The organism is Methylobacterium sp. OAE515, from assembly GCF_041806315.1.
GTDB lineage: Bacteria > Pseudomonadota > Alphaproteobacteria > Rhizobiales > Beijerinckiaceae > Methylobacterium > Methylobacterium tardum.
Map to the genome: position 1 here is coordinate 2,080,363 of NZ_JBGMUV010000001.1, position 24,307 is coordinate 2,104,669.

The 24,307-nt window shown below is 69.6% G+C and carries 20 protein-coding genes; 13 read left to right on the forward strand and 7 right to left on the reverse strand.

Features of this window, described 5'->3' with window-relative positions:
* Positions 1-7: 7 nt before the first annotated feature.
* Complete coding sequence (dxr, locus tag ABIE45_RS10230; protein WP_192706611.1) at positions 8-1,186, forward strand: 1-deoxy-D-xylulose-5-phosphate reductoisomerase; 1,179 nt, start codon at positions 8-10, stop codon at positions 1,184-1,186.
* Between the two features lie 54 nt (positions 1,187-1,240).
* Here the strand turns inward: dxr and ABIE45_RS10235 are convergent, their stop codons facing one another.
* Entirely contained in the window at positions 1,241-1,879 is a 639-nt protein-coding gene (locus tag ABIE45_RS10235; RefSeq protein WP_192706612.1) for a TetR/AcrR family transcriptional regulator, read from the reverse strand.
* Between the two features lie 139 nt (positions 1,880-2,018).
* Here ABIE45_RS10235 and ABIE45_RS10240 point away from each other — a divergent pair, with 139 nt between their 5' ends.
* The 9 genes from ABIE45_RS10240 to lpxB all read left to right on the forward strand — a co-directional run bounded on the left by ABIE45_RS10240 (position 2,019) and on the right by lpxB (position 13,923).
* A complete protein-coding gene (locus ABIE45_RS10240; protein WP_192706613.1) occupies positions 2,019-3,269 on the forward strand; it encodes an HlyD family secretion protein in 1,251 nt (416 codons plus the stop codon).
* 8 nt (positions 3,270-3,277) lie between these two features.
* Positions 3,278-4,864: a DHA2 family efflux MFS transporter permease subunit gene (locus ABIE45_RS10245; protein ID WP_192706614.1), complete on the forward strand. Its 1,587-nt coding sequence runs from the start codon at positions 3,278-3,280 to the stop codon at positions 4,862-4,864.
* A 165-nt stretch (positions 4,865-5,029) separates the two neighbouring features.
* Positions 5,030-6,184, forward strand: coding sequence for an RIP metalloprotease (locus ABIE45_RS10250; RefSeq protein ID WP_192706615.1), 1,155 nt, complete (start codon positions 5,030-5,032; stop codon positions 6,182-6,184).
* Between the two features lie 428 nt (positions 6,185-6,612).
* Complete coding sequence (bamA, locus tag ABIE45_RS10255) at positions 6,613-9,183, forward strand: outer membrane protein assembly factor BamA (protein WP_192706616.1); 2,571 nt, start codon at positions 6,613-6,615, stop codon at positions 9,181-9,183.
* Between the two features lie 50 nt (positions 9,184-9,233).
* Positions 9,234-10,292 carry a UDP-3-O-(3-hydroxymyristoyl)glucosamine N-acyltransferase gene (gene lpxD / locus ABIE45_RS10260; protein WP_192706617.1) on the forward strand — a complete coding sequence of 353 codons (1,059 nt, stop codon included), beginning with the start codon at positions 9,234-9,236 and terminating at the stop codon, positions 10,290-10,292.
* 291 nt (positions 10,293-10,583) lie between these two features.
* The gene (gene fabZ, locus ABIE45_RS10265; RefSeq protein WP_192706618.1) at positions 10,584-11,060 is read left to right on the forward strand and encodes a 3-hydroxyacyl-ACP dehydratase FabZ; all 477 of its coding nucleotides are present in this window, start codon (positions 10,584-10,586) and stop codon (positions 11,058-11,060) included.
* Positions 11,057-11,875, forward strand: a complete 819-nt coding sequence (gene lpxA, locus ABIE45_RS10270) for an acyl-ACP--UDP-N-acetylglucosamine O-acyltransferase (RefSeq protein WP_192706619.1) — start codon at positions 11,057-11,059, stop codon at positions 11,873-11,875. The genes fabZ and lpxA overlap by 4 nt, the downstream gene beginning before the upstream one ends.
* 12 nt (positions 11,876-11,887) lie before the next feature.
* The gene (locus tag ABIE45_RS10275; RefSeq protein ID WP_192706620.1) at positions 11,888-12,751 is read left to right on the forward strand and encodes a UDP-2,3-diacylglucosamine diphosphatase LpxI domain-containing protein; all 864 of its coding nucleotides are present in this window, start codon (positions 11,888-11,890) and stop codon (positions 12,749-12,751) included.
* Complete coding sequence (gene lpxB / locus ABIE45_RS10280; RefSeq protein WP_192706621.1) at positions 12,748-13,923, forward strand: lipid-A-disaccharide synthase; 1,176 nt, start codon at positions 12,748-12,750, stop codon at positions 13,921-13,923. The genes ABIE45_RS10275 and lpxB overlap by 4 nt, the downstream gene beginning before the upstream one ends.
* Positions 13,924-13,926: 3 nt before the next feature.
* On the opposite strand, the gene ABIE45_RS10285 is transcribed toward lpxB, so the two are convergent.
* Together ABIE45_RS10285 and ABIE45_RS10290 are read right to left on the reverse strand one after the other, a co-directional pair.
* On the reverse strand, positions 13,927-14,574 hold the full coding sequence (locus tag ABIE45_RS10285; RefSeq protein WP_192706622.1) for a peptidase inhibitor family I36 protein: 648 nt from the start codon (positions 14,572-14,574) through the stop codon (positions 13,927-13,929).
* Positions 14,575-14,596: 22 nt separating this feature from the next.
* A complete protein-coding gene (locus tag ABIE45_RS10290) occupies positions 14,597-15,229 on the reverse strand; it encodes a 2OG-Fe(II) oxygenase (RefSeq protein WP_192706623.1) in 633 nt (210 codons plus the stop codon).
* Positions 15,230-15,519: 290 nt separating this feature from the next.
* On the opposite strand from ABIE45_RS10290, the gene ABIE45_RS10295 reads away from it, so the two are divergent.
* Both ABIE45_RS10295 and ABIE45_RS10300 read left to right on the forward strand, forming a co-directional pair.
* A complete protein-coding gene (locus tag ABIE45_RS10295) occupies positions 15,520-15,837 on the forward strand; it encodes a hypothetical protein (RefSeq protein WP_192706624.1) in 318 nt (105 codons plus the stop codon).
* A 152-nt stretch (positions 15,838-15,989) separates the two neighbouring features.
* A complete protein-coding gene (locus tag ABIE45_RS10300; RefSeq protein ID WP_192706625.1) occupies positions 15,990-18,101 on the forward strand; it encodes an ABC transporter ATP-binding protein/permease in 2,112 nt (703 codons plus the stop codon).
* Positions 18,102-18,307: 206 nt separating this feature from the next.
* Here the strand turns inward: ABIE45_RS10300 and eda are convergent, their stop codons facing one another.
* The 3 genes from eda to ABIE45_RS10315 all read right to left on the reverse strand — a co-directional run bounded on the left by eda (position 18,308) and on the right by ABIE45_RS10315 (position 22,305).
* Positions 18,308-18,934 carry a bifunctional 4-hydroxy-2-oxoglutarate aldolase/2-dehydro-3-deoxy-phosphogluconate aldolase gene (gene eda / locus ABIE45_RS10305; RefSeq protein ID WP_192706626.1) on the reverse strand — a complete coding sequence of 209 codons (627 nt, stop codon included), beginning with the start codon at positions 18,932-18,934 and terminating at the stop codon, positions 18,308-18,310.
* A 22-nt stretch (positions 18,935-18,956) separates the two neighbouring features.
* Positions 18,957-20,783, reverse strand: coding sequence for a phosphogluconate dehydratase (gene edd, locus ABIE45_RS10310; protein WP_192706627.1), 1,827 nt, complete (start codon positions 20,781-20,783; stop codon positions 18,957-18,959).
* Positions 20,784-21,183: 400 nt separating this feature from the next.
* Positions 21,184-22,305: an asparaginase gene (locus ABIE45_RS10315; protein ID WP_192706628.1), complete on the reverse strand. Its 1,122-nt coding sequence runs from the start codon at positions 22,303-22,305 to the stop codon at positions 21,184-21,186.
* A gap of 169 nt (positions 22,306-22,474) precedes the next feature.
* Between ABIE45_RS10315 and ABIE45_RS10320 the strand changes: the two genes are divergently transcribed.
* Positions 22,475-22,690, forward strand: coding sequence for a hypothetical protein (locus tag ABIE45_RS10320; RefSeq protein ID WP_192706629.1), 216 nt, complete (start codon positions 22,475-22,477; stop codon positions 22,688-22,690).
* Positions 22,691-22,865: 175 nt separating this feature from the next.
* Here ABIE45_RS10320 and ABIE45_RS10325 read toward each other — a convergent pair whose 3' ends face one another.
* Positions 22,866-24,185, reverse strand: coding sequence for an MFS transporter (locus tag ABIE45_RS10325; RefSeq protein WP_192706630.1), 1,320 nt, complete (start codon positions 24,183-24,185; stop codon positions 22,866-22,868).
* Positions 24,186-24,307: the final 122 nt, after the last annotated feature.

The following is a 24,307-nucleotide window of genomic DNA, read 5'->3' on the forward strand; positions in this document are numbered from 1 at the left end:
TGAACCCGTGACCCAGATCGTCAGCGTCTTCGGCGCCACCGGCTCGATCGGCCGCTCGACCGCCGACCTGCTGGCCCAGCATGCCGACCGGTTCCGCGTCGGTGCGCTGGTCGGCGGCAAAGATCCCGTCGCGCTGGCCAAGGTCGCCCGCGAGCTGAACGCCTCGTTCGCGGCGCTGGCCGACGAATCCGCCGGCCCTACGCTCGCCGAGGCCCTGTCGGGCTCCGGCATCCCGAGCGGAGCGGGGGAGGGGGCCGTCATGGAGGCCGTCGCCCGGGACGCCGATATCGTCGTTGCGGCGGTGAGCGGGGCGGCCGGGCTGAAATCGACCCACGCGGCGCTCCGCCTCGGCCGCAAGGTCGCGCTGGCCAACAAGGAAAGCTTGGTCTGCGCCGGCGACGCCTTCATGCGCGACGCTGCGCGCTATGGCGCCACGATCCTGCCGATGGACTCCGAGCACGACGCCCTGAGCCAGGCGCTCGCCGGCCGGCCGCTCGCCGACGTCCGCACCATGATGATCACGGCCTCGGGCGGCCCGTTCCGCACCTGGACCCGCGAGCGGATTGCCGCCGCCTCCGCGGCCGAGGCCGCTGCCCATCCGACGTGGTCGATGGGCATGAAGATCAACATCGATTCGGCGAGCCTGATGAACAAGGGCCTCGAGCTGATCGAGGCGCACCACCTGTTCGGCATCGAGCCCGAGCGCCTGGACGTCGTGGTGCACCCGCAATCGGTGATCCACGGCATGGTCTACTGGCTCGACGGCGCCGTGACCGCCGAGCTGGCGCTCCCCGACATGCGCGTGCCGATCTCGCACTGTCTCGGCCTCGGCGACCGCCTGGCCATCGAGCGGGGTCGGCCCCTCGACCTCGTGAAGCTCGGATCGCTCACCTTCGAGGCGGCGGACGAGGCGCGCTTTCCCTGTCTGCGGATCGCCCGTGCGGCGCTGGCGGCGGGCGGTGCGGCGCCGACCGTGATGAACGCGGCCAACGAGATCGCGGTGGCGGCCTTCATCGCCGGCCGGATCGGCTTCTACGGGATCAGCGATATCGTCGAGCGCGCCTGCACCCACTTCGCCGGGCAGTACAGATCAGCGCCGGCCGACGTCGACGAGGCGCTCGCCATCGACGCCCATGTCCGCGTCTGGAGCGCCGAGGCGCTGCCGGAGCTGCGCGCGGCAGGCTGAACCCCGTCTTCGCGGGCGCAGCGAAGCCAAGACGGTCGCCGCAGGAGCCGCGCTTCAGCGCTCCGGCCCATACCCGGCCAGGAACATCCGCACCGCCTCGTCGACCTGATGGCGCATCTGGGCCGCGTCGGCGATGCCGCCGGCCCCGAACAACAGCCGGGTCAGCAGGCCCGCCTGGCACAGGTGCAGGAAGTGACGGGCCGCGAGTTCGGTATCGGCGATCCGCAGCCGGCCGGCCGCGACCTGCGCATCGAGATAGCCCGACAGGCGCTCGACGCCGCAGGCCGGGCCCGCTTCGTAGAAGGCCAACCCGAAGCGCGGGAACTTCTCGCAGGCGCCGATCACCATCCGAACCACCGAGACGTGCTCCGGCCGGCACATCTCGGTCAGGAAGCTGGTGCCGAGCCGCGCCAGCACACCCGGCACGTCCGGGTCTCCGGCATCGAGGGTGAAGAGCGCTTCGGCGAGGCTGGTCTTCTCCTGGATGATCAGCGCCTCGAACAAGTCTTCCTTGTTCTCGAAGTAGACGTAGAGCGTGCCCTTGGAGACACCGGCCGCCCTGGCGATCTCACCCATGCTGGCGCCGTCGAAACCCGCCGACAGGAACACCGTCCGCGCGCCGTCGAGGATCTGCCGCCGCTTGTCACCTTCGTGCTGGGCCTGAACCCGCTCCAGCACCGCACCCTGTGCCATCGTACCGCTCCGCGCCCGAGACGCCGCTACGCTTGACCGAACCGTTCGGTCAACATAATCTGCGGCGTCTTCCGAGGCGCGTCAAGACGTGTCCTCCTCATTGACCGAACGGTTCGGTCAGCCACCTTGAGGCGCTGAGATGTCCCTTCGCGAGGACGCGGATCGGCCCACATCCGGTATCGAGAACCCTGCCGAGACCGGCGCGGACGAGCGCGCGGAGCATGCGGCGCCCCGTGCGACGGTTGCCGCGGCGGCTGCGCCGGCGAGCGCGGTGGCGCCTTCGGAAGCTCCGCGGCGCAAGCGGCCCCTCAGGAGGCTCGTCCTGCTTGGATTGCTGGCCGCCGCACTCACGGGCGGTGCCTACCAGGGCTGGCAATGGTGGACCGTCGGGCGTTTCTTCGTCGCCACCGATGACGCTTACGTGCAGGCCGATATCTCGGTGCTGGCCGCAAAGGTGCCGGGCTATCTCGAGGCGGTCCCGGTGGTGAACGGACTGTCGGTGAAGAAGGGCGCCGTCATCGCCAAGCTCGACGACGGCGATTACCGCCTCGCGCTCCAGGCCGCACAGGACAAGCTCGCGACCCAGGAGAGCACGATCGCGCGGATCGGTCGGCAGGCCGAGGCGGCGCAGGCGCAGGTCGCCCAGGCCGCCGCGCAACTCGACGCGACCCGCGCCGACGCCGTCCGCGCCCAGGCGGACTTCACCCGGGCAACGCAGATGCAGGCGGATTACGTCGCCAAGTCCCGCATCGACCAGACCCGCGCCGACCGCGACCGGACCGAGGCTTCGGTCAAGGCCATGGAGGCCGGCCTCGTCGCGGCCCGGGCCAATGTCGACGTTCTGCAGGCGCAGAAGCACGAGGCGGAGAGCCTCGCGGCGGAGCTGCGCACCGCCGTCGACCGGGCCCGGCGCGACCTCGACTTCACGGTGATCCGCGCACCGTTCGACGGCGTGGTCGGCAACAAGGCCGTCGAGGCGGGTGCCTACGTGTCGCCGGGTACCCGGATCGCCGCCCTCGTGCCGCTCCAGAGTGTGCGGATCGACGCGAACTTCAAGGAGACGCAGGTTCAGCGCATGCGTCCCGGCCAGCCGGTCACGGTCACGGTCGACGCCTATCCGGACCGCGAGATCCACGCCGTGGTCGAGTCGTTCTCGCCCGCCTCCGGCTCGGTGTTCAGCCTGCTGCCGCCCGACAACGCGACGGGCAACTTCACCAAGATCGTTCAGCGCCTGCCCGTGCGGGTGCGCGTTCCGGAGGACGTCGCCCGCGAGGGTCTGCTGCGGCCGGGCCTGTCGGCGGTGGTGCGGGTCGACACCCGCGCCGGTGCGGACCGATCCGTGCTGGACCGGGCCGCCGGCGACCGGCCGGTCAGCACCGCGAGCCGCTGAGGCAGGCCGTGGCCGCCACCGCCGCCATCCCCGCGGGCGCGCCGGCGCGCGCCGCCGAGCCGCCGCTGGACCGCCGCCGCATGGTGGCGTTCCTCTGCATGGTCTTCGGGATGTTCATGGCGATCCTGGACATCCAGATCGTCTCGGCCTCCCTCAACGAGATCCAGGCCGGCCTCTCGGCCTCGGGCGACGAGATCCCCTGGGTTCAGACCAGCTACCTCGTCGCCGAGGTGATCTCGATTCCGCTCTCCGGCACCCTGTCGCGGGTGCTCTCGACGCGCTGGATGTTCGCGATCTCGGCCGGCGGCTTCACCGCCATGAGCCTGATGTGCGCCACCTCCTCGTCGATCGGCGAGATGATCGTCTGGCGGGCCGCCCAGGGCTTCATCGGCGGTGGCATGATCCCCACCGTCTTCGCCGCGGCCTTCACGATCTTCCCGCCCTCCAAGCGGACCATCGTCTCGCCGATGATCGGCCTCGTGGCGACGCTGGCGCCGACGATCGGCCCGACGGTGGGCGGCTATCTCACCGACCTGATGTCCTGGCACTGGCTGTTCCTGATCAACGTCGTGCCGGGCATCTTCGTGACGGTCTCGACCTGGATCCTGGTCGATTTCGACGAGCCCAATTACGGCCTGATCAAATCGTTCGATTGGGCCGGGCTCGCCTTCATGGCCGGGTTTCTCGGCTGCCTCGAATACGTTCTGGAAGAAGGCCCGAACCACGACTGGTTGCAGGACGAGGCGGTCTTCACCTGCGCGGTGATCTGCGGGACCTCGGCACTGCTGTTCTTCTGGCGAGTGTTCACCGCCAAGCAGCCGATCGTCGACCTGCGCGCCTTCTCGGACCGGAATTTTGCCAGCGGCTGCGTCGCCAGCTTCGTGCTGGGCATCGGCCTCTACGGGCTGACCTACATCTACCCGGTCTATCTCGCCCGGGTCCGCGGCTACTCGGCGCTGATGATCGGCGAGACCATGTTCGTTTCCGGCCTGTGCATGTTCGCGACGGCGCCGATCGCGGGCCGTCTGTCCGGCAAGGTCGATCCGCGCCTCATGATGGGGCTCGGCTTCGTCGGCTTCGCCTGCGGGACCTGGATCGTCACTGGTCTCACCAAGGACTGGGACTTCTACGAGCTGCTGCTGCCGCAGATCCTGCGCGGCTGCTCGCTGATGCTGTGCATGATCCCGATCAACAACATTGCGCTGGGCACGCTGCCGCCGGCGCGCATGAAGAACGCGTCGGGCCTGTTCAACCTGACGCGCAACCTCGGCGGCGCGGTCGGCCTCGCGCTGATCAACACGATCCTCAACGACCGCTGGGACCTCCATCTCACCCGGCTTCACGAGCGCTTCACCTGGGCGAATACGGCCGCGCTGGAGCGCCTCGACACGTTGCAGCGCGGCTTCGATTCCTACGGCAGCGCCGCGCCCGGCATGGCGCTGCAGGCGATGACCAACACGGTGCGGATCCAGGGTCTGGTGATGGCCTTCGAGGACGTGTTCCTCGCGCTCACGGCGTTGTTCCTGGCGATCGCCTGCGCCGTGCTGCTGATCCGCCGCCCGAACGCCGCGGCGGGCGGGGGCGGCGGCCACTGACGCTCCCGCCCGGCAGGCGCGATCGGAGCGTGCGGAATCGGACGGCGCGTGCGACCTTCGGCAGCCTGCGCGCAGGATTGCGTTGGCAGGGGGCGGCCCCGATCTGCTAGAACGGTTCGATGCCTGGCCCGAGAAGCCGGCGCGAAGACGGCCAGGGAACGGCTTATGGACTTCCTCAACGCGATGACCGGCACCGCCGGCGGCTTCTTCGGCGCCGTGATCCCGTTCCTGTTCGTGCTCACCGTCGTGGTGTTCGTGCACGAGATGGGCCACTTCCTGGTCGGACGTTGGTGCGGGGTCGGCGTGCACGCCTTCTCGCTCGGCTTCGGCCCGGAGCTGTTCGGCTTCAACGACCGCCGCGGCACCCGCTGGAAGCTCTGCGCGATCCCGCTGGGCGGCTACGTCAAGTTCCACGGCGACGTGAACGGGGCGAGCATGCCCGATCCCGAGGCGGTCGCCCGGATGAGCCCGCAGGAGCGGGCGATCAGCTTCCCGACCCAGCCGGTATCCAAGCGCGCCGCGATCGTCGCCGCCGGGCCGGTGGCGAACTTCATCCTGGCGATCCTGCTCTTCGCCGGCGCGATCTGGCTCGGCGGCCGCTACGAGCTGCCCGCTCGGGTCTCGTCGGTCGAGCCCGGCAGCGTCGCCGCCCAGGCCGGCTTCCAGCCGGGTGACGTGATCACCGCCATCGACGGCGAGAAGATCGGCGACTTCAACGCCATGTACCGGACGGTGACCGGCAGCGCCGGGACGCCGCTGACCTTCACGGTCGAGCGCAACGATCAGCCGATCACCATCCAGGCGACGCCGGCCACCTTCGAGGACAAGACGCCGTTCGGCCGCCACCGGATCGGTCGCCTCGGCATCCGCTCGCCCGCCGGCTCGGAAGCCCGGCTGGTCCGCTACGGGGCGCTCGATTCACTCGATCTCGGGGTGCGCGAGACCTACTTCGTCGTCGAGCGCACCTTCTCGTATCTCAGCAAGCTCGCCACCGGCCGCGAATCCGCCGACCAGCTCTCCGGCCCGATCGGCATCGCCCGCGTTTCCGGCGAGGTCGCCAAGACCGGCGGCGTCGGCGGCCTCGTCGGTCTGATCGCGCTGCTCTCCGTCTCGATCGGCCTCCTGAACCTCTTCCCGGTGCCGCTGCTCGATGGCGGCCACCTGCTGTTCTACGCCTTCGAGGTGGTGCGCGGCCGCCCGCTGAGCGAGCGCGCCCAGGAGATCGGCTTCCGCATCGGCCTCGCCCTGGTCCTGATGCTGATGCTGTTCGCGGCCTGGAACGACATCCTCAACCTCGGCGCGTCCTGGCGGAACACCTGACGCGCCGCCGCCTCGAGCGGTCGCGCTGGGTATCCTGTCCGTGGTCCACGGGAAAGGATGCCTCATTCCCGCCGCGATCTCGCCAGGAGACCGCCCTGAACAGGCCCTCGCGCGGGTCGAAATCTCGGTTAATGCTGCGTTTGCAGGGGCGACGACGGGTCTGAAAAGGCTCGTCGTCGCAAGCGTTTACGGGTCGTTTACCACGATCTGCGGTTTGCCCACAGGCTGACCGCACCGTTAAGTGGCGCGAAGGCCACGACCCCCCAAAATCCCCTGACGATGGCCTCCCGCGCGTTTGCTTGGCAGGGGAATCCCGCTAAGAGCTACGCTTGGACCGAAGCCACGCTTGGACCAGGTGACGGGACGACCGGTCAACGGTCGCCTGAGACGGGCTAACCCCCGCGACCAGAACAGAAACGGGCGATTGCATGATGTCGTTGACGGGGAAGCGCCGACGCAAGTCGGTGCGGAGAACCATCGTCCTAGTCACCGCGGGTCTTGGCGTTGTCCTGAGCGGAGCCGCTCAGGCGCAGCAGATCGTCGTCCAGGGCAACCAGCGCGTCGATGCAGATACGATCCGGTCGTACGTGACCGGAACGGCCTCCGGCTCGGCCGAGGAGGCCCGCCGCAACCTGCTGGCGAGCGGCATGTTCTCGGACGTGAAGGTCGCCCAGTCGGGCGGGCGCACGGTGGTGACCGTCCGCGAGAACAACCTGATCAACCGGGTGGTCTTCGAGGGCAACAAGAAGGTCGAGAAGGCGACCCTCGAGGGGATCGTCGAGGCCAAGGCCCGCGGTCCTTACAGCGAGGCGATCATCAACGCCGACCTCGCCCGCATCCGCGACGTCTACAAGCGCTTCGGCCGCGGCACCGCCAAGGTCACCTACCGCACAGTCGATCTGCCCAACGGCCGCGTCGACGTGATCTACCAGATCGACGAAGGCGATAAGACCGGCATCATCTCGATCAACTTCGTCGGCAACAACGCCTATTCGGAGCGGACGCTGAAGGGGCTGATGAGCTCCTCGGAGATGAACTTCCTGTCGTTCATCAAGACCTCCGACGTCTACGATCCCGACCGCATCACCAACGACCTCGATCAGGTCCGTCGCTATTACCTGAAGAACGGCTACGCCGACTTCCAGGTGGTCAGCGCCGACGCGCGCTACGTTGAGGGCGAGACCTCGGGCTACGTCATCACCGTCACGGTGAGCGAGGGCGAGCAGTACAAGGTCGGCGCCGTGCAGGTGGATTCTCGCCTGCCGGGCCTCGACACCGCGCAGCTCAACAGCGACGTCGCCACCGCCGTGGGCGACGTCTACAACGCGGACGACGTCGAGAAGACGCTCAACAACGTCACCCGTCAGGTCAACCGCGCCGGCTACCCGTTCGCGCAGGTCCGCCCGACCGGCCAGCGCGACCCGGGGAGCCACCAGGTCTCCCTCGGCTTCGTGGTCGAGGACGGCCCGCACGTCTACGTCGAGCGGATCAACATCCGCGGCAACACCCGCACCCGCGACTACGTCATCCGTCGCGAGCTCGATATCGCCGAGGGCGATGCCTACAACCGGGTGCTGACCGATCGCGCCGAGCGGCGCCTGAACGGTCTGGGCTTCTTCAAGAAGGTCCGCTTCTCCAACGAGCCGGGCTCGGCCCCGGACCGCGTGGTCATCAACATCGACGTTGAGGATCAGCCCACGGGTTCGTTCTCGGTGGCGGGCGGCTACTCCACCCAGGACGGCATCATCGGCGAGGTCTCGGTCTCCGAGTCGAACTTCCTCGGTCGCGGCCAGTACGTCCGCCTCGCCGGCACGGGTGGCCAGTACTCGCGCGGCGTCGACTTCTCCTTCACCGAGCCGTACTTCCTCGGCTACCGCCTCGCGGCGGGCTTCGATGCCTTCTACAAGTACTCCGACCTGACCCGGTACTCGCGCTACGAGACCACGGTGTACGGTGGCCAGCTGCGCCTCGGCCTGCCGATCACCGAGGAGTTCGGCATCACCCTGCGCTACTCGCTGTACAACACCGAGCTGAAGGTGCCGAACACCCTCAAGCGGCCGTACAACGACTGCTCGGTCCCGATCCCCGGCTACACCGCGACCTACGCGGCAGGCACGATCGACCCGAACACGGGCCGCAACATCGGCGGCCAGGCGCTCTATCCGAACTGCGCGTATGACGGCGAGGCCTCGATCGCCATCAAGGGCTCGCAGGGCAACACCCTGACCTCGCTGGCCGGCCTGACGCTCGCCTACTCGACGCTCGACGTGATCGGCGCGCCGCGTAATGGCCTCTATGCCGAGCTGAAGCCCGACGTCGCCGGCCTGGGCGGCGACTCCAAGTTCTTCCGCGTGACCGCCGATGCGCGGTACTACAAGGAGATCTTCGAGGACGTGGTCGGCTTCGTCCGGTTCCAGGGCGGCCACATCTCGGCGATCGACGGCAAGCCGCTGCGGGTGACCGACGAGTTCTTCCTCGGCCCGTCGCTGGTCCGCGGCTTCGCGCCCAACGGCATCGGCCCGCGCGACGTCGGCATCGCCGACGCCCGCTCGAACGCGATCGGCGGCTCGACCTATATCGGCGGTACCCTCGAAGTGCAGTTCCCGCTGCCCCTCGTTCCGCGCGATCTGGGCCTGAAGGGCGCGCTCTTCGCCGACGCCGGCACGCTGTTCGGCTACAACAGCCGCCGCAACTTCGACGTGAACGGAGACGGCTTCATCAACGGCACGTCGCCGGTCACCGGGCGCTGCAACTTCAACGCCTTCAACGTCGGCGTCGAGCCGGAATGCGTGAACGTCCGCGACAGCGCCACGATCCGCTCCTCGGTCGGTGCGTCCATCCTCTGGAACTCGCCGCTCGGCCCGATCCGCTTCGACTACGCCTACGCTCTGACGAAGGATGAGGGTATCGCGGTCTACGTGCCGATCCTCGGCAAGTACGGGCACGTCGGCAAGGATCAGACACAGGCGTTCCGCTTCTCCGGCGGCTCGCGCTTCTGATAAAAATCTCGCGCGTCGGCCGGTTTGTCCCGGCCGACGCGTTGCCGAACATGTCAGATCCCATCTTCTTCACCGCCGCGGGCGGCCTGACCCTCGCCGAGGTCGCGGCAGTCGCCGGCGCGACCCTCCCGGAGGGTGCAGACCCGGACTTCAGACTCGACGGCGCCGCGCCGCTGGAGAGCGCTGGTCCCGGCGAACTCGCCTACATGGACAATGCCCGCTACGGCGACGCCCTCGCCGCCACGCGGGCGGGTGCCTGTCTGGTCTCCCCCCGCTTCGCGGCACGCTGCCCGGCGGGAACCGTCTCCCTGATCAGCCGCGATCCCTACCGGGCCTACGCGGTGCTGCTCAGCCGCCTGCATCCGGACGCGTTGCGTCCCGGCTCACAATTCGGGGCCCGCGGCATCGCACCGGGCGCCCACGTCCATCCGGACGCGCGGCTCGAGGAGGGCGTCGCGGTCGATCCCGGCGCGGTCGTCGGCCCCGGCGCGGAGATCGGCACCGGCACGGTGATCGGCCCGAACGCGGTGATCGGTCCGGGCGTGCGCATCGGCCGCGACTGCGCGATCGGCGCGGGGACCACCCTCAGCCACGCACTTCTCGGCAACCGGGTGATCGTGCATCCGGGGGCGCGGCTAGGCCAGGACGGCTTCGGCTTCGCCATGGGCGCCAGCCACCTCAAGGTGCCGCAGATCGGGCGCGTGATCGTCCAGGACGATGTCGAGATCGGCGCCAACACCACGATCGACCGGGGCGCCTCACGCGACACGGTCATCGGGGAGGGGACCAAGATCGACAACCTCGTGCAGATTGCTCACAACGTCGTGATCGGGCGCCACTGCGTGATCGTGTCGGGCGTCGGTATCTCGGGCTCGACGACGCTGGAGGATTACGTCGTCCTCGGCGGCCAGGTCGGCGTCGTCGGCCACCTGCGCATCGGCCGAGGATCCCAGATCGCCGGCTCCTCCAACGTCAACCGCGATGTCCCGCCGGGCAGCCGCTGGGGCGGAACCCCCGCCAAGCCGGTGCGGGCATGGTTCCGTGAATTGACGACGCTGGCCCGTCTTGCCGAGCGCTCCGGAAAGGACGCGGCGGGCGAGGAGGCGTAGCCTCAGGATCCTGTGCCGCAGCCGGCGCAAACCCGGGTCCGGAGATCACAAGGTCTCCCGGCCCCTCCCTGAAGGCCTCCGCACTGCTTCTGAGCCTGGGGATGAGGGACAGGGCGCCCGTCCTTTCGGCGCGGCCCGGCCTCGTCCGAGTGTCAGGGACCGGGTTTGCCGCGCGCGCATGACCGGGAAGACCTTGCGCTTTCGACGATTTCTTCCGAAGAGGGCGATCCGTCCGCCGTCGGCGGTCGGATCCCAGGCCGCCTCGGGCGGCACGTCGAGGTGCGAAATCTGATGAGTGAGGCGGCGCGCGAGACCGGCGGCGAGCTGGGCACAGCCGATATCCAGACGCTGCTGGAGCTGCTGCCGCACCGCTATCCATTCCTGATGGTGGACCGCATCGTCGAGATCGATCGCGACGAATCCTGCGTCGGCATCAAGAACGTCACCGCCAACGAGCCGCAGTTCATGGGACATTTCCCAGGTCTGCCGGTCTTCCCCGGCGTGCTCCTGATCGAAGGCATGGCGCAGACGGCGGGCGCCATCTGCTGCCGTCACATCCGGACCGACGAGCTGCGCACCAAGCAGGTGTTCTTCATGACCATCGACAAGTGCAAGTTCCGCAAGCCCGTTACCCCCGGGGACCAGGTGCGCTTCCACATGACGAAGATGAACCAGCGCCGGACCATGTGGTGGTTCCGCGGCGAGGCCCGGGTCGACGGGACGCTGGTTGCGGAGGCCGAGATCGGCGCCATGCTGGTGACGGAGTGAGCGCGCCGTTCATCCATCCGAGCGCCGTGATCGAGCCCGGCGCCGAAATCGGCGACGGGGCGCGGATCGGCCCGTTCTGCCATGTCGGCGGCGAGGTGGTGCTCGGCCGCGATTGCGAGCTTGTCAGCCATGTCGTGCTGGCAGGTCGCACCAATGTCGGTCCCCGCACCCGGATCTTTCCCTTCGCGTCGATCGGGCATCCGCCGCAGGATCTGAAGTACCGCGGCGAGGCCTCGACCCTTACGATCGGCTCCGACTGCCTGATCCGCGAGGGCGTCACCATGAATCCCGGCACCAGCGGCGGCGGGCTGGAGACCCTGGTCGGCGACCATTGCACCTTCCTGGCAAATTCGCATGTCGGCCATGATTGCCGCGTCGGCGACCACGTGATCTTCTCGAACAACGTGATGCTGGCCGGTCATTGCTCGGTGGGCGACTACGCGATCCTCGGGGGCGGGGCCGCGGTGATTCAGTTTGCCCGCGTCGGGGCGCATGCCTTCGTGGGCGGCCTCTCCGGCCTGGAGAACGATTGCATCCCGTACGGCATGGTGCTCGGCAACCGCGCCACCCTCTCGGGGCTCAACATCATCGGGCTGCAGCGCCGCGGCTTCGCGCGGGAGGACATCCACGCCCTGCGGCGGGCCTACCGCCTGCTCTTCGCCCCCGAGGGCACGCTGATGGAGCGCGTCGAGGACGTCGCGGCGACCTTCGAGTCCCACACGGCGGTGCGGGAGATCCTCGACTTCATCCGCGTCGGCGGCAAGCGCTCGATCTGCACGCCGCGCGAGGTGCCGACCCCGATCAGCGCCGCCTGACCGGCGCAGGGCATGGCGATCGTCGATCCCGCGCCCGAGGGGGCCCTCGTCCTGATCGCCGGGGCCGGCCGTCTGCCGGAACTCGTCGCCGAGTCGCTCCGCCGGGCCCGCCGGCCGTTCCGGGTGATCGCGTTGCGCGGCTTCACCGGCCGGACCCTGCGCGCCAGCGCCGACGCAACCGTCGATCTTCTCGATCTCGCGGCGACGCTGAAGCTGCTGCGCCATTGGGGGCCGGCCATGGTCGTGCCAGCCGGCGGCGTCTCCCGCCCGAGCCCGGCCGCCATTCTCAACGCCGGCGCGGCCCTGCGCAACCGCGAGGCCCTGCGCGCCATCGCGGGCGGGGGTGATGACCGCCTGCTCCGCGCCGCCCTCTCCCTCGTCGAAGAGGAGGGACACCGGATCCTCGGCGTCCACGAGGCCGCGCCGGACCTGCTCTGCCCGGAGGGACACATCGGCCGCCGGGCGCCGGACGCGGAGGCATCCGCCTCGATCCGAACCGGGCGGGCCGTGCTATCGGCCCTGTCGCTCTACGATCTCGGTCAGGCGACGGCGGTCGCGGGGGACCGGGTGCTCGCCGTCGAGGGACCGGAGGGCACCGACCGGATGCTCGCCCGGGCGCGCGCCCTCGGGCGCCGGCCCTTCGGCTTCGGGCGGCCTTTGCCGGCGACCGTGCTGGTGAAGGCGCCCAAGGCCGGCCAGGACCTGCGCGTGGACCTGCCGGCGGTCGGGCCGCGCACGGTCCGGAACGCGGCCCGGGCCGGCTGCGTCGGCCTCGCGCTGGAGGCCGGCGGTACCCTGGTGATCGACCGTGAGGCCACCGCCGCGGAGGCCGATCGCCTCGGGCTGTTCGTGACCGGCTACGGGAGCGCTCCGTGAGCGCCCCTCCGTTCCGGACGATCTGGCTCGTCGCCGGAGAGGATTCCGGTGACCAGCTCGGGGCCAAGCTGATGCGGGCGCTGCGGGCGGCGGCGCCGGATCTCGCCTTCGGCGGTGTCGGCGGCGAGGCCATGGCGGAGGCCGGGTTCACGTCCCTGTTCCCCCTCGATGACGTGGCGGTAATGGGCTACCTGCCGGTACTCGCCCGGGCCCGGACGCTGCTGCGCCGCATCCGCGAGACCGCGGAGGCCGCGGTGCGCGCCCGGCCGGACGTCCTGGTGATCATCGACAGCCCGGGCTTCACCCACGCGGTGGCGAAGCGGGTGCGCAAGGCCGCGCCCGGCATCCCGATCATCGACTACGTCTCGCCCAGCGTCTGGGCGTGGCGTCCCTGGCGGGCGAAGGGTATGCGGCCCTTTATCGATCATGTCCTGGCCCTGCTCCCGTTCGAGCCGGACGCGCATCTGCGGCTCGGCGGCCCGCCCTGCACCTATGTCGGGCATCCGCTGATCGAGCGCTTGTCGGAACTGCGTCCCAACGATCCCGAACTGGGGCGCCGCGAGGCGCAGCCCTACACCCTCGTGGTGCTGCCCGGGTCGCGCCGATCCGAGATCGAGCGGCTCATGCCGGTCTTCGGGCAGGTGCTGGCCCAGGTCGGTCGCACGCTGCCCATCGCGGCTTCGCTGCCGGCTGTGACGCGCCACCGCGCGCTGATCGAGCGCTTGGCGGCGGATTGGCCGGTCCCGGTTCGGATCGTCACCGGCGAGGCACCGAAATACGCCGCGTTCCGCGGGGCTCGCGCGGCGCTCGCCGCCTCGGGGACGGTGACGCTGGAACTGGCGCTCGCGGGCGTTCCGATGGTCGTCGCCTACAAGGTCTCGCGGGCCGAGGAGTTCATCGCCCGCCGCCTGATTCAGGTTCCGACCATCGTACTGCCGAACCTGATCCTGGCCGAGAACGCCATGCCGGAATTCGTCCAGGCCGATTGCACGCCCGCGCGCCTCGCGGAGTCCCTGCAGCCGCTCCTGTCTGGCGGCGCCGCCCGGGACGCGCAGCTCGCCGCGCTCGCCCGGATCGATGGCCGCATGCGGCTCGCGGCTGCGGACACGCCCAGCCGGGCCGCCGCGCGGATCGTCCTGCAGGCTGCGGGGCTGGTCGCCCCCGGACCGTGACGCTCAGCCGGCGCGGCGGCTGCAGCGGATATACGCCGAAGTGCCGCGGCTGCTCGACCAGGTCAGGTGATCGCCCTCCACCGTCAGGCGGACCTGCGAGGACCAGTGACGGCCGCGGTCGCTGCACTCGGCCGACGTGACCCAGGCGCTTCCGCTGCGGCGGGTGTCGTGAAAGGTGCAGACCGTACGGCCGGCCCGCGCGCGATCCTGCGTGATCGTTGCCGGAATATAGCCCCGCCGCCTAGAGCGAGACCCGCAGGCCTCGGGCGTCGGACCCCAGACGCCGACGTATTCGGCACTGATCGGGGCTGAGGCCGGAGCGGGTCGAGCGGCCGGGAGCGGCGCCGGCACGGGCGTGGCCGGCACGCTCGGCGCGGGCTCCGCCTTTGTCTCGGGAGGCGTAGCCAGGGTCGGCAGATCGGGCGTATCGAGCATCACGATCCGGCTCGATGGTGCCCGCTGCGCGGCGGCATCTGCCGAGGCGGTCGCCTCGGACGGCTGCGAGCGGAAGGGCAGGTCCTCGGTCAGGTAGGCGGCGCTGTAGGCGAACAGGCCGATCCATCCGAGAATGAGCAGCGCCGGCAACGCGTAGCGACGCCCGGAACCGGAACGCGCTCCGCCTCCCGGATCGGCCAGCACCAACGCCCCCATCGTCCACCCCCCAAATGTCCGATCAGCGGCCGAAGATGCCTTTCAGGAACTGCGCCGTGCGGTTGCGCTTGCGCTTGCGCTCCAGCTCCGACGCGTCCTTGAGCCACGCGACCTGAACCACGCGTCGCTCGCCCTCGAACGGCTCGTGGCCGTGCCAGGAATTGTCGGCCCTCTGGAAGGCGAACATCGTGCCCATGGTCGGGGGCACCTCGACCGCGAAAGGCTCGTAGTTCTTGCCGTCGTAGAGCACCCGCAGGCGGCCCGCGGCGGGAGCGTCCCAGACGTCGTTCATGTAGACGAGGAGCGTCAGCACCTTCGACGGGCCGTCGGTGTGGATCGAGCCGTATTTCAACTGGCTGCGCCGCATGATCGTCGTGAGCCGCGGGCACGAGACCAGATCGATCCCGAACTTCTCGCCGAGGATCGCGGAAAATTCGTCGCTCTCCAGCTCGTCGATCAGCGCCTTGAACCGGCCCTTGAGTGCGACCTCGTCGACGGTGAGGTAACCGGGCTTGCCGATCTTGGGAAAGTCGCGCCGGATGTCGTCGATCGCGTCCGGATTGAGCACGTTGTTCCCGAGGGTATAGGCGTAGGGCTCCCGGGATACGGGCGCGGCGCGCACCGCAGAGACGTCAAGGATCGAGAGGGCGGACATCGTTGGATCCCTTGGCTCCGACGCAGGTCGACCGGCACGCCGGGCGCCGGACACGCGTGCCGAAGGCCGTTCGCGACGCTTTGCCGGGGTCGCCCGCGCAGGCGGCCCCGGTTCGGAGTGTGCAACGCTTCGCGGCGGTCCGAAAATCTCATAATCCGCCGATTGCGGCGGTCCGACGGCGAAAGCCGTGCGGTGGCGCATTCCGGTGACAGTCTCCGGCAGCCGGCCCGTGCAGGATGGTGCGATGCCCGTGGGCTTTCTTCCCGGGTCCGTGTTGGAATCCGTTCTTGATGAGGCCTTTGGCCCTCGCTTTGCTGTGCTCGCACCTCGCCGCCGTCGCGGCCGGGACGGGGGCGTTTGCGCAACCGCGCGCGCCGCGCGGATCAGTCACCGCCCGGATGAGCTGCGCGGAGGCGATGGCGTTGGTGAAGGGCGAGGGCGACGTGGTGATCGTCGCGGGGGCTGCCCCAGAGCGCTTCGTCAGCGGGCCCGGACAGTGCAGCGGCTCCGAGATCGCGGAGCTGCGCTTCGCCCCCACCCGCGACAACCCGCAATGCCCGATCGGCTATCGGTGCCGCGAGCCGGGCTTCGAGGAATGGAACTGGTAGGCGCGCCAACGGCCTAAATCGCCGCAGCGCGGCAACGTGACGAAAGTTTCACGCGACAGCGCGGGGCCAGTGCCACTATCTCGCCATCAGCCGGGGCCAAGGCCGCCGGGTTGCGCCCTTGACCGGGTGCGAACGGGACGGGGGATCGACGCGTGGCTGCACTCAGGACCGGGCTCGGAATCCAGGCCGTGCTCACGGCCGTCGCCGCGCTGATCCTGCTGGCGGTTCCCGGTATCCCGAGCCCGCCGCTCTACGTCTCGTTGGCCGGCTTCGCCATGGCGGCGATCCTGATCGCGTCCAACCGCATCTCGGCCTATCTGAAGGTCTTCGTCTCGGTCTACGGCGTCGGTTACCTGCTGCTCGCCGGGTCGAAGACCATCGCAGCGATGGGCCTGCTGCCGCCGGTGATCGCGGCGCTTCTGCCTCCGGCCTTCGCCGCCACCGGCGCCGTGGTGTTCGCCGCCATCGTGCTCGGCATCTCGTATCTCGAACCGATCCGGGCGATCACCAACATCGCCGACCCGTACTTCGCCAACCGCGACAAGCCGACCAAGGAGATCGGCCTGTTCCGCTGGTTCGGCACCACCGAGGGTCGGATCGGCCGTAACCTCGTCGCGCTCTCGATCTTCGTGAACTTCGCCGACGTCGCGCTGACGCTGCGGTTCAATTTCTTCTACCGCGACATCTACAACTCACTGCAGGAATACGACGCGAACGCCTTCTGGTACCAGCTGCTCTGGGTGTTCGTGCCGCTCGCCACGATGAACATCGCCATCGGCATGTTCGACCTGTTCGTGGATTCCTCGCTGCTGATCCGCTGGCGCACGTGGCTGACCCACAGCCTGTACGAGCGCTGGCTCGGCAACGGCACGCATTACCGGATCCCGTTCACCGACGAGGAGGCGGACAACCCGGATCAGCGCATCCAGGCCGACGTCAACAGCTTCATCGTGCAGACCACGACGCTGTCGATCCGGCTGCTCAGCCAAGCCGCACAGCTCGTCTCGTTCATCGTGATCCTCTGGACCCTGTCGCGCGACTTCGTCGTGCCGTTCACCGACGCGGTGATCCCGGGCTTCCTCGTCTGGCTGGTGATCGCCTACGCAGTTGTGGGCACTTGGCTCACCCATCTGATCGGTCGGCCGCTCATCGGGCTCGACTTCCGGCAGGAGCAGGTCGAGGCGAATTTCCGCTTCGCGCTCGCCCGCAATCGCATCTATTCCGAGCAGATCGCGCTGCTGCGCGGCGAGCGGGCGGAGGCCTCGCGGCTCGCGACGCTGTTCCACAGCGTCATCGACAACTACATCGGCATCATCTTCCGCCGCATCAAGCTGATCGCCTTCACGTTCAGCTACCGGCAGGCCAGCGTAATCTTCCCGATGGTGCTGGCGGCGCCCTCGTTCTTCGCCAAGAAGATCACCCTGGGCGCGCTCCAGCAGACCTCGCAGGCCTTCGGGCAGGTGCAGAGCTCGCTGTCGTTCTTCGTGGATTCCTACACGACGCTGGCGGCCTACAAGGCCAACACCATCCGTCTCGGCTCCTTCCGCCGGGCGATGACCAAGGCGGAGGCGCTGGAGGCGGCGGGCTACGGGCTCGTGCAGGGCAACGACAGCACCGGCGACGTCACCGCGCGCGGGCTCGTCCTCGCGCTTCCGGACGGGCGGCCGATCGTCACCGCCGACGCGATGACGCTGCCGCGCGGCGGTGCGACCCTGGTCACCGGTCCGTCCGGCTCGGGCAAGTCGACCCTGTTCCGCGCGATCGCGGGGATCTGGCCCTTCGGCAAGGGCCGGGTCGACGTGCCCGCCGGTCAGTCGGCGCTGCTGCTGCCGCAGCGGCCCTACATCCCGCAGGGCACGTTGCGCGGCGCCGTCGTCTACCCGAACACCGTCGACCAGTTCTCCGACGCGGCGATCAAGGATGCGCTGACGGCGGCCCAGCTGGCCCCGTTGGTGGACCGCCTCGACGAGGTCGACACCTGGGAGCGGCGGCTCTCGGGGGGCGAGCAGCAGCGCCTCGCCATTGCCCGCGCCCTGCTCGCCAAGCCGGAATGGCTGTTCCTCGACGAGGCGACCGCCTCGCTGGACGAGCCCTCAGAGGCGGCGCTCTACCGGATGCTGCGCGAGAAGCTCCCGGGCACGACGATCGTGTCGATCGGCCACCGCTCGACGCTCGAGGCCTTCCACGACCGGCGCATCATCTTGGAGCCGAAGGGCGGGGTGTTCACGCCACGGGACCAGCGGCAGCCGCTGCCGGCGGAGTAGCGGGCCCCACCAGTGCTCTTCTCCCTACGGGGAGGGGAGCCTTGTCCGGCCACTCAGCCATCCGGTCTCTTGTTGATCGACACCGGCGCCGTGAACTCCCCGTCATCACGAGCGTAGCGACGTGACCCAGGGCAGCGCGACATCTTCGAGATGTGGCGCGGCCCTGAATCGCTTCGCTCCGCGTGCGAAGACGGCGGTCGCTGCGTTTACGCCGTCCGCAACCCCGCGGCCGCCTGGGCCGCCTGCGCGATCGCCGCCGGATCCGGCGTGCCGGGTTTCACCACCCAGCTGCCCCCGACGCAGAGCACCGAGGGAAGCGCCAGCCAGTCGGGGGCGGTCGCCTCGGTGATCCCGCCCGTCGGGCAGAACCGCACCGCGCCGAACACCGCCGCGTGCGCCTTCAGCGCCTTGATCCCGCCGGCCGCCTCGGCCGGGAAGAACTTGAACCGGTCGAGCCCGTGATCCAGGCCGCGCATGATGTCGGCCGCCGTGGCGACGCCCGGCAGATAGGGCACGCCGTTGGCCTTGGCGGCGTCGGTCAGCAGCTCGGTCAGGCCGGGCGAGACGATGAATTCGGCGCCCGCCGCGAGCGCGTTCTCCAGGTCGCGGGGATTGAGCACCGTCCCGGCCCCGACGACCGCGCCCTCGACCCGGGTCATTTCCCGGATGACGTCGAGGGCGGCGGGCGTGCGTAGGGTGACCTCGAGGGCGGTGAGGCCGCCCTTCACCAGGGCCTCGGCGACGGGCCGCGCATGGGCCACGTCGTCGATCACCAGGACCGGAATGACGGGCACGGAACGCATCAGAGCGTCGATGCTGGTCAGATCGTTCATGGTCGGCACCTCCTGTGCGGTTTCAGAGGCCGGCGGCGGCGAGCATCGCCGAAGCGCCGCGCTCGGCCGTGTCGGCCCCATGGCGCATGAACGCGAACAGCTCGCGCCCGGTGCCCTGTGCGGGTGCCGGTGCGACGGCCTCCGCGCGCGCGGCCAGCTCGTCGTCGCCAACCAGCACTTCCAGCAGCCCCTCGGCGGCGCTGAGACGGACGACGTCGCCATCGCGGATCCGACCGATCGGGCCACCGCCGAGCGCCTCGGGGCTCACGTGGATCGCGGCCGGAACCTTGCCCGACGCCCCTGACATGCGCCCGTCCGTGACCAGGGCGACCTTGTGGCCGCGGTCCTGCAGCACACCGAGCGGCGGCGTAAGCTTGTGCAGCTCCGGCATGCCGTTCGCCTTCGGGCCCTGGAAGCGGACCACCACCACGACGTCCCGCTCCAGCTCGCCGGCCTTGAACGCCTTGAGCACCTCGTCCTGATCCGAGAAGACCCGGGCGGGGGCCTCGATGGTCCGGCGCTGCTCCTCCACGGCGCTGGTCTTGAAGGTCGCCCGGCCGAGATTGCCCTTCACCAGCCGCATGCCGCCGTCCGGCTGGAACGGGTTCTCGGGCCGGCGGAGCATCGTGTCGTCGAGGCTCTCCGGCACGGCATCCTCGAAGACCAGCTCCTCCTCGGCGAGCTTCGGGTCGCGGGCGTGGTCGCGCAGCGACTGGCCCGCCACCGTCAGGATGTCGTCGTGCAGGAGGCCGGCATCGAGCAGCGCGGCCATCACGAAGCTCATGCCGCCCGCGGCATGGAAGTGGTTCACGTCGCCGGCCCCGTTCGGATAGACCCGGGCGATCAGCGGCACGGCGCTGGAAAGGCGGTCGATATCCTCCCAGTCGATCACGATGCCGGCGGCGCGGGCGATGGCCGGCAGGTGGATCGCGTGGTTGGTCGAGCCGCCCGTAGCCAGCAGGCCGACCGCGGCATTCACGATCGCCTTCTCGTCGACGCACAGGCCGAGCGGCCGGTAATCGTTGCCGGCCGCGCCGATCTCGGTGAGCCGGTGGATCGCCGCGCGGGTCACGGCCTGCCGCAGCTTCGTGCCGGGATTGATGAAGGACGCGCCCGGCATGTGCAGGCCCATCATGTCCATCATCATCTGGTTCGAGTTAGCGGTGCCGTAGAACGTGCAGGTGCCGGCTGAATGATAGGAGGCAGACTCGGATTCGAGCAGCTCCGCCCGGCCGACCTTGCCCTCGGCGTAGAGCTGCCGGATCCGCTGCTTCTCCTTGTTGGCGAGACCCGACGGCATCGGCCCGGCCGGGATCAGGATCGTCGGCAGGTGGCCGAAGCGCAGCGCGCCGATCAGCAGGCCCGGCACGATCTTGTCGCAGATGCCGAGCAGCGCCGCGCCGTCGAACATGCCGTGGCTCAGCGCCACGGCGGTCGACAGGGCGATGGTGTCGCGGGAGAACAGCGACAGCTCCATGCCGGTCTGGCCCTGAGTGACGCCGTCGCACATGGCGGGCGTGCCGCCCGCCACCTGGGCGGTCGCGCCGCGCTCCCGGGCGAACAGCTTGATCTGGTCCGGGTAGCGTCCGTAGGGCTGATGGGCCGAGAGCATGTCGTTGTAGGCGGTGACGACACCGATGTTCATCACCGTCCGCTCGTCGCGGATCGCCGCCTTATCCTCGCCGGATGCCGCGAAGCCGTGGGCGAGGTTGCCGCAGGCGAGCTTGCCGCGCCGGACTCCCGCCTCGCGCTCGCGGGCGATCAGGTCGAGATAGGCACGCCGGGTCTCGCGGGAGCGCGCCACCACGCGCTCGGTGACCGCCGCGACTTCGGGATGAAGCTCGGTCATGCTCGTTCCTCCAGGATCGATGCCGACGGGTAGGGCCAAGGCCGCGATTCGGTTCGGCCCGCGCAACCGCGGCGCAGGCCGGTATCTAAGGGGTGCGCCGTGGGATGTAACCCGGGGCGGGTTCCGGTGGCAGCAGCGATAGGCCGTCAAGGAAGCCCCAAGTCTTGTCGGCTCCGGTTGGCGCTCCCGACCGACGCCGTCCGCAAAGGCGTCACCAGCGGAGCGAAGTGACCCAGGGCGGCGCGACCCCCGACGGCGTGGCGCTACTGGATTGCTCTGCTCCGCTCGCAAAGACGGCAGCCTCGACGCCATCGTCCGGCGTCAGCACGCCGCGTCGGGGCTCCTTCGCGGCGTGCTACAGGGTGCGGCCGAGCTTGGAAGACGTGGCACGTCGCCGGGCTCAATACTCCCAGAAGATCCGCTGCAACTCCTTGGTGTCGCTGGTCTTGGTGAGCGCCACCGCGGCCAGGATCTTGGCCTTGGCGGGGTTCAGGTCGTGCGCGACCACCCAGTCGTACTTGTCGTCGGGCTGCTCGGCGTTTCGCAGGACGAGGCCGTCCGGCACCCGCGAGGAGCGGATGACGAGCGTGCCCTTGGACCGGATGTCCTTGAGCTTGTCGACGAGGTAGCCCGCCACCGAGCCGTTGCCGGTGCCCGCGTTGACGATGGCCTTGGCGCCCGCCTGGACCTCGGCTTCGTAGACGCCCGGGATCATGTTGCCCGAGCCGTAGACGATGCCCACCAGAGGCAGGCTGTCGATCTGGTCAATGTCGAATTCCGAGCTCGTGTTGTGGCGCTTCGACAGGGAGCGGAAGAAGTAGGTCTTGCCCTCGATCACCATGCCGAGCGGTCCCCACTGGCTGTAGAAGGCGCTCGGCACGACGTTGGTCCGCTTGGTCACGTCGCGGCCGGAGTGGATGGTGTCGTTCATCGTGACGGTGACGCCCTGGCCGATCGCCTCCTTGCTGGCGGCCACCGTCACGGCGTCCAGCAGGTTGAGGGCGCCGTCCGCCGAGATCGCGGTGGAGGGCCGCATCGAGCCGACCACCACGATCGGCTTGTCGCTCTTCACTACGAGGTCGAGGAAGAACGACGTCTCCTCCAGGGTGTCGGTGCCGTGGGTGATGACCACGCCGTCGACGTCGTCCTGCTTCAGCAGCTGGGACACGCGCTTCCCGAGCTGGACGAGCTGCGCATCCGTGAAGCTCTCCGAGGCGATCTGGAAGACCTGCTCGCCGCGCACGTTGGCGACGGCGCTCATCTGGGGCACGGCGGCGATCAGCTTGTCGACCGGAACCTTGGCGGCCGTGTAGGTGGCGCTGTTGGCGGCATCCGCCCCGGCGCCCGCGATCGTGCCGCCGGTGGCGAGGATCACGACGTTCGGCTTCTTCGCCGCCGCCGCCGTGCCGGCCTCGGGCATCTCGCGGGCGAGGAGCGGACCCGCCCCGAGCGTGCTGGCCAGGGCCAGCGCGAACACCGCTCCGCGCGCGGTAAGAGCCGCGCCGCTTCGGCTTGAGAACATCGGTGATCCTCGATGGTTGAAGGAAAGCGAGTCAGACTCGGCGCCGCGATGGTAGCCGCGCTTCCGCGCGAGGCAAGGATCGTGCGGGATGCGGCCGCGCGCGGACTCTGGATCGTTCGGCAAGCTCGGGCGTTGTTAGGGGTTGCTGTCCGTTCGGAGGTAAGCCCCCATGCTGCATCTCGCCGGCCTGCTCGAGGAACTCGAGCGGAGCGAGCCCGCGCGGGCCGCGATGACGATCCTCGAGAGCTCCCTCGCGCGCCGCTCGGTCGAGGAGCAGGGCGCGTTCTGGCGCGCCATCGATCTCTACTACGTCTCGCGCAAGGCCCCGCCGGAGGCGACGGTCGCGGCGATGCCGCCGAATCCAGTTATGACCGCCGCCCTCTGAGGCCGCCCCGCGGGAGGGGGACACCGTCAGCATCGCCGCTGCGGCTGCCTCTTCGCGTCTGCGAGCGGCGCGAAGCTGTCCAGCAGTGCCACCCTCGCGATGGCGCGGTACCCTGAGTTGCCTCGCTGCGCTCGCAAAGACAGGGTCGGCGAAGGAGCCCCCGAATATCCGCCACTCAGGCGCTCGCCGGCACGGCCGGCGGTAGAGTCCCGTCGCTCTCCGGCTCGCTTGCGCCGCTGCCGCGGGTCTCGGGCATCAGCATGAGGTAGAGCACGAAGCCCAGCGCCGCGATGGCCGCGAGCGCCAGGAAGGCCGTGGAATAGCCCGCCGACACGATGATCACGCCGGCGAGCGTCGCGCTCAGGGATGCGCCGATCCCCTGTGCGGTCGCGACCGCGCCCTGGGCCGCGTTGAAGCGACCGCCGCCGCGGGTGAGGTCGGCCACCACGATCGGGAACAGCGCGCCGTAGACGCCGGCGCCGATCCCGTCGAGAAGCTGCACGCCCACCAACCAGAACGGATTGTTCGACATCGTGTAGAGCACGCCGCGGAGCGCCAGGACTCCGAAGGCCGCCAGGAAGATCGGCTTGCGGCCGATCACGTCGGCCTTGGCGCCCACGAAGATCGCCACCGGCACCATCACGCACTGCGCCGCCACGATGCAGACGGCGATCAGCGAGGTCGCGTGATCCTTGCCCGACAGGTGCGTGAGGAGCTGACCGACGGAGGTCAGCATCGCCGCGTTGGCGAGGTGAAAGATCGCGCACAGCACCGCAAACAGCAGCAGCGCCCGGTTCTGCAGCAGGGTGGCGAGGCCCGATGGCTTCTCCTGCGTCTGCGCCTCGTCATCGGTCATGCCGCGGGCGAGGTCGTTGTCGATGGCGTCGGCCGGCACCATCAGCATGGCGCCGATCGAGAGTGCTGCCAGCACCCCCATCAGCCAGAACACCACGACCGGCCCGAAGAAGTAGGCCAGCCCGCCCGCGACCGCGGCCGAGACCGCGTTGCCGGCATGATTGAAGCCCTCGTTGCGGCCGATCCGCTTGGCGAACATCTTCGGGCCGACGAGGCCCAGCGTGATCGCGGCCAGCGCCGGCGGGAAGATCGTCCCGGCGACGTGGGCGATCGATTGTGTCGCGGTCACGAGATAGAAGTTCGCGATGAACGGCAGGACGAGGCAGCTCGCCGTCACCGCGATCGCGCCGCCGATCACCACGGCGCGCTTGTGGTTGGTCGCGTCGATCAGCGCGCCCGCCGGCGTCTGCGCGACGATGCCGAGGATGCCCGCGATCGTCATGACGAGGCCGGTCGTGGCCTCGTTCCAGCCCTGATCGGGGCCGCGCACCGCGATGAGATAGATGGCGAGGTAGGGGCCGAGGCCGTCGCGCACGTCGGCGAGGAAGAAGTTCAACGCGTCCAGCCCGCGCAGGGCTTTGGTGTCGGCGGTCCGCACGCGCGCAGTCCGGGCCTGCCGGCCCCCGTCGATCCTGTCCATCGTGCCTCGATCCCCCGATCGACGGCGAGGCCCAGTACACATGATCCGCCGGCCCGCCGCGATGCTCGACGCGCGCACAGGCCTGCGGTTCCCACGGGTTGCGGGCTGCACCCCACCGCCTC